This is a genomic window from Microvirga sp. P4_G7 (assembly GCF_056401005.1).
The window spans coordinates 1-5,068 of sequence record NZ_JBFUKD010000237.1; the positions used below are offsets into that span (position 1 = coordinate 1).

Here is a 5,068-nt window from a genome sequence, read left to right on the forward strand (position 1 = left end):
CGGCGATGTCGGTCAGGCTGGCCGCCGACATGTCCGTTCGAAACGGCCCCCTCGCCCCAAGCGACTTGATGGCGATCGTCGGATTTGCGACCCCGATCAGATTCGAGTCGATGACCGCGTTGCCAGCGACCTTGGCATGGGGCCAGCCGCCGTGCGAACCGTGATCGGAGAGAAGCACGATCGCAGYCTTGTCGTAGATTCCCTTTGCTTTGAGAGCTGTCATCAGGCGCGCGAAATGTTGAAGGGCACAGTTCGTCTGCGCCTTGAACGCCGCTCGTGTCTTGCGGATCGTTTCGGCGAGAAATACGCACTTTTCCGTAAACACGATCGGCAAGTGCGTGTTCATCAGGTGCAGAAATTTAAGTGTCGGCTTCGGCGCAACGGTTGTCAGGTTGGCCGCCAGGTCGTCGAGGATCGCGTTGCCCTGTGCGGCGGGCTGATCGGCCTGGACGTTGGATTGGTTGCCGAGCGAAATGCGCCAGAGGCCCTTGTTGTAGACGGTCTTCTTGAGAAAGGCGGGGGCGACGCGCAGCAGGCTGATGTTGAGCAGCCGCGAGGCATCGCTCTGCTTGGCCCCCGCGCTCCCATAGATGACTTGCCGCACGCCGGCGCAGAGATCGGCTCTGTTCGGACAGATTCCCAGCAGTGATCCGATCATCGCCGTCCGGTAGCCGGCGTCGCTCAGTCGGTTGACGAACGACCTCTCTGTTACAGTCTTGCGATAATGGTCATCGATCGATGAACCGACGATGTATTCCTGACCGGAATGGATGGTCGGCACCGCCAGATAGGTCGAGGAGGACACGCCGGTCGTGTCGGGATAGTACGTGAAGCCGTCGAGCGCATCGGCGATGGCGGGCGTTTCGGCAACGACTTCCTGAAACTGCTCCGATTGCATGGAATCCATGAGCACGACCAGGATGTTCTTATCCGGCGAAAAGTCATAAAACGATGAAAAATCCTGGTTTGTCGCAGGGCGATCGGTATCGTTCATGAGCACCGGTACGGTGGAGGCGACGACCGTTGCGAGCAATCCAGCCAATCCGATCGATGCCGCGACCGGTCGCTTCAGCGCGAGAAGAAAGACGACGACTGCAGTGGCGGCGACCCCGACATGTTCGGCATGGCTACGCCAGGTCGGCAGTCGAATGGACCATGTCGTTCCGTCCAGAAGCCCGAAATCGTGGATCAACAACGAGCCCTGAATCCAGAGCGCGACTGCGAAGCCAGCCAGTGCCGCGCTGAGCCACGGCAGCAAGACTTTCGGAGAGAGAACGATCAGCAGGATTGCGGCGGCGAGCAGACCGAGCGCCCACGGCGCGAACGCCCCGATCATCGACCACAAGGAGAAGCCGAACTCGTCCTTATTGCCGGCGTAGATTTCCGCGGGCAATTGCAGGAAGAAGATCGCGCCCGCCAGCAGTGAGGCAATGGCGCCGAGGCCCAGGCGAATTTTCCGATTCCGATCGATCATCGTGACGAATCAATATGTTATAGTAAAGCGATCCTATGTTAAGTCGGCAAAAATGACCAGTCACTCGGGAGTTCGCGCGTCGACGGCGTCGTAGACCTTGCATCAGAAGCGGCGAACCGCTATCTTCAGGCAGTCAGTTCTGGTTGCAGCGTCAAGCTGCTGGTCAGAGTGGGCCCGCCCGGGTCCGCTCTTTTTTATTGCCTGAAGCTGGGTTTGTTGCCTGAAACCGGGCGATCGCCCTTCTTGGCGGTTCCTTGTCGGGTCACGGGAGAACGATGTCGAGCGAAAACGAAAAGCGTATGATCACCGAGTCCGGTGTGGCGGCCCGTGTGGCGGCCATCCTCGAGCCTGTCATCGAGGATCTCGGCTTTCGTCTCGTGCGCGTCAAGATCTCGCCGACCAATGGTTGCACGGTCCAGATCATGGCCGAGCGTCCCGACGGGACCATGTCGGTGGACGATTGCGAAAGGGTCAGCAAGGCCGTTTCCCCCGTTCTCGATCTGGAGGATCCGGTCACGCAGGCGTATTATCTCGAGGTGTCCTCCCCCGGGATCGATCGGCCGCTCGTGCGCGCCGGCGATTTCGAGCGTTGGAAAGGGCACGACGCCAAGATCGAGATGGCGGTGCCGCTGGAAGGCCGTAAGCGTTTTCGCGGCTTCATCCGTGGCGTCGAAGCCGATCAGGCGATCGTCGAATTGCCGGATGTGAAGGAAGGCCTCGAGAGCATCGTGCGCCTGCCTCTGTCGAGCATCGGCGAAGCACGCCTCGTATTGACGGACGAACTCGTGCGGGAATCCCTGCGCCGCGGCACGGCCCCGGTTCCCGAGAACGACGAAACAGAGATTGAAGCGGAGCCGGCGCAAGAACCGCGCAGCCCGCGCACAGAGAAACCGGAGAAGGAGTAACCTCGATGGCTATCAGCGCCAACAGGCTTGAACTCTTGCAGATCGCCGACGCGGTCGCCCGCGAGAAGGTGATCGACAAGCAGATCGTGCTCGACGCGATGGCGGATGCGATCGCGAAAGCGGCGCGGTCCCGTTACGGCGCCGAAACCGACATTCACGCCGAGATCAACCCCAGAACCGGCGAATTGCGCCTGTCGCGCCATCTGCTCGTCGTCGACGATGCGGCGTTCGAGAACGACTCGCGCGAAATCACGTTGTCGGAAGCGCGCAAGCGCAACCCCGCGGCGCAGGAAGGCGACGCGATTTCCGAAACGCTGCCGCCCTTCGATTTCGGCCGTATCGCGGCGCAATCGGCAAAGCAGGTGATCGTGCAGAAAGTGCGCGACGCCGAGCGCGATCGTCAGTACCAGGAATACAAGGATCGCATCGGCGAGGTCGTGAACGGCGTCGTCAAGCGGGTCGAATACGGCAATGTCATCGCCGATCTCGGCCGTGGCGAAGCGATCATCCGCCGCGACGAATTGATCCCGCGCGAGACGTTCCGTCCCGGCGACCGGATCCGCGCCTATCTTTTCGACGTGCGTCGCGAGACGCGCGGTCCGCAGATCTTCCTGTCGCGCACGCATCCGCAATTCATGGCGAAGCTCTTCGCGCAGGAAGTGCCGGAAATTTACGACGGCATCGTCTCGATCCAGGCCGTCGCCCGCGATCCCGGTTCGCGCGCCAAGATCGCCGTGACCTCGCGTGATTCATCGATCGATCCTGTCGGCGCCTGCGTCGGTATGCGCGGCTCGCGCGTGCAGGCCGTCGTCGGCGAGTTGCAGGGCGAGAAGATCGACATCATTCCCTGGTCCGTCGATCAGGCGACTTTCATCGTCAACGCGCTGCAGCCGGCCGAAGTGGTGAAGGTGGTGCTCGACGAAGAAGCCGACCGCATCGAAGTGGTGGTGCCGGACGATCAACTCTCGCTCGCCATCGGCCGTCGCGGCCAGAACGTGCGTCTCGCCTCGCAGCTCACCGGTTGGGATATCGACATCCTGACCGAGGCCGAGGAATCCGAGCGCCGCCAGAAGGAATTCGCCGAGCGCACCGAGCTGTTCATGAACGCGCTCGATGTGGACGAGGTCGTGGGTCAGCTGCTGGCGGCGGAGGGATTCCGCTCCGTTGACGAAATCGCCTACGTGGACCTGCCCGAATTGGCTTCGATCGAAGGGTTCGACGAGGATACCGCCGGCGAAATCCAGACCCGCGCGCAGGAATATCTCGCCCGCATCGAAGCCGAGCAGGAAGCGCGCCGGACCGAACTCGGCGTCGCCGACGAGCTCAAGGATATCGACGGCGTCACGACGGCGATGCTGGTGGCGTTCGGCGAGAACGACATCAAGTCCATCGAAGACCTGGCCGGCTGCGCCACCGACGATCTCGCCGGCTGGACGGAAGGCCGCGGCGCCGAAGCGACGCGCCACAAGGGTGCCCTCGACGGGTTCGATCTCTCCCGCGCCGATGCGGAGGCGATGATCATGTCGGCCCGCGTCAAGGCGGGCTGGATCGAGGCTCCCGTCGAAACCGAGGAATCGGCCGAAGAAGCCGAGACCGAGGCTCAGCCGTCCTAAAATGCGATCGCGGGGTCCGGACCGACCGGCTCGGACCCGATACGCGATCGTTTGCAACGACCTGGGGCATGATGCTCCGCTCTCGAAAGGCGACATGATCGGATCGACCCGCACTCGGCACCATCACGACACGGCAGCGCTGACATTCGTCGGCGTGATGCCGTCGTGACGGTCATGGCAAAGGGAGGACACCCCCCATGCCGCGGCATGAACCCGAGCGCACTTGCATCGTCACCCGCGAGGTCCGGCATCCGTCGGATCTGATCCGGTTCGTTCTCGGACCGGAGGGAACGGTCTTTGCCGATCTGCGTCACAAGCTTCCGGGACGCGGCGTCTGGGTGACGGCCAGCGCCGATCATGTCCGCGACGCCGTGAAGCGCCGTCTTTTCGCCCGCGCCTTCAAGGCGGAGGCGAAGGTGTCGCCGACCCTCGTCGAGGAGATCGATGCCGCTCTGCGCGTCGACCTGAGACAGAGCTTGTCGCTCGCCAACAAGGCCGGTAATGTGATCACCGGCTTCGTCAAGATCGAATCAGCCATCGCCGAAAAGCCGCTTGTTGCCCTTATTCATGCCGTAGAAGCGGCAGAAGACGGGCGGCGAAAGCTCGCCAACCAGTTGCGAAAACGTCTCGGAGAGGCAATATCAAGCTTTCCGGTCGTCCAAGAGCTGTCCAATGATGAATTGGATTTGGCATTAGGCCGGTCACATGTGATACATGCTGCCCTCGTCGCGGGCGCTGGAAGCGACGGCTTTCTACACCACTGGCATCGTTACCGCGCCTATTGCGGCACCGAAGCTCTTCAAGTCGACCCCTCCGACGGGGCCGGCGCACACACGATATTGGAAGTCTCAGGGTCTGAGCCGAATGAGTGATACGAAGAATCCAGGCGACAAGACGCTCCACGTAGCGCCCAAGACGCTGTCGTTGAAGCGGCCTGTCGAGCAGGGCACGGTGCGTCAGAGTTTCTCCCATGGCCGATCGAAATCGGTGGTGGTCGAGACTGTGAAGCGTCGTCCTGTGGCTCCGGGCGCCCCGCCCGTGCGGGAAGAGAAGCCTGCAGCGCCGCCGCAGAGCGC

Annotated in this window: 5 protein-coding genes; 4 read left to right on the top strand and 1 reads right to left on the bottom strand. The window is 62.2% G+C overall.

The window, feature by feature from the left end; translation table 11 throughout:
• On the bottom strand, positions 1 to 1,474 hold a 1,474-nt coding region (locus AC1DT3_RS11705; protein WP_477465429.1), incomplete at its 3' end, for a sulfatase-like hydrolase/transferase.
• Positions 1,475 to 1,749: 275 nt separating this feature from the next.
• On the opposite strand from AC1DT3_RS11705, the gene rimP reads away from it, so the two are divergent.
• From rimP to AC1DT3_RS11725, 4 genes are all read left to right on the top strand, one after another.
• Positions 1,750 to 2,379: a ribosome maturation factor RimP gene (gene rimP / locus AC1DT3_RS11710; protein ID WP_477465430.1), complete on the top strand. Its 630-nt coding sequence runs from the start codon at positions 1,750 to 1,752 to the stop codon at positions 2,377 to 2,379.
• 5 nt (positions 2,380 to 2,384) lie between these two features.
• A complete protein-coding gene (gene nusA / locus AC1DT3_RS11715; protein ID WP_477465431.1) occupies positions 2,385 to 3,992 on the top strand; it encodes a transcription termination factor NusA in 1,608 nt (535 codons plus the stop codon).
• Between the two features lie 197 nt (positions 3,993 to 4,189).
• Positions 4,190 to 4,864: an RNA-binding protein gene (locus AC1DT3_RS11720; protein WP_477465432.1), complete on the top strand. Its 675-nt coding sequence runs from the start codon at positions 4,190 to 4,192 to the stop codon at positions 4,862 to 4,864.
• A partial coding sequence (locus AC1DT3_RS11725) for a translation initiation factor IF-2 associated domain-containing protein (RefSeq protein ID WP_477465433.1) occupies positions 4,857 to 5,068 on the top strand: 212 nt, incomplete at its 3' end. The genes AC1DT3_RS11720 and AC1DT3_RS11725, both read left to right, overlap by 8 nt.

Excerpts from the sequence above, each read along its gene's own strand:
- rimP (WP_477465430.1), top strand. The coding sequence starts at position 1,750 with ATGTCGAGCGAAAACGAAAAGCGTATGATCACCGAGTCCGGTGTGGCG.
- nusA (WP_477465431.1), top strand. The coding sequence starts at position 2,385 with ATGGCTATCAGCGCCAACAGGCTTGAACTCTTGCAGATCGCCGACGCG.
- AC1DT3_RS11720 (WP_477465432.1), top strand. The coding sequence starts at position 4,190 with ATGCCGCGGCATGAACCCGAGCGCACTTGCATCGTCACCCGCGAGGTC.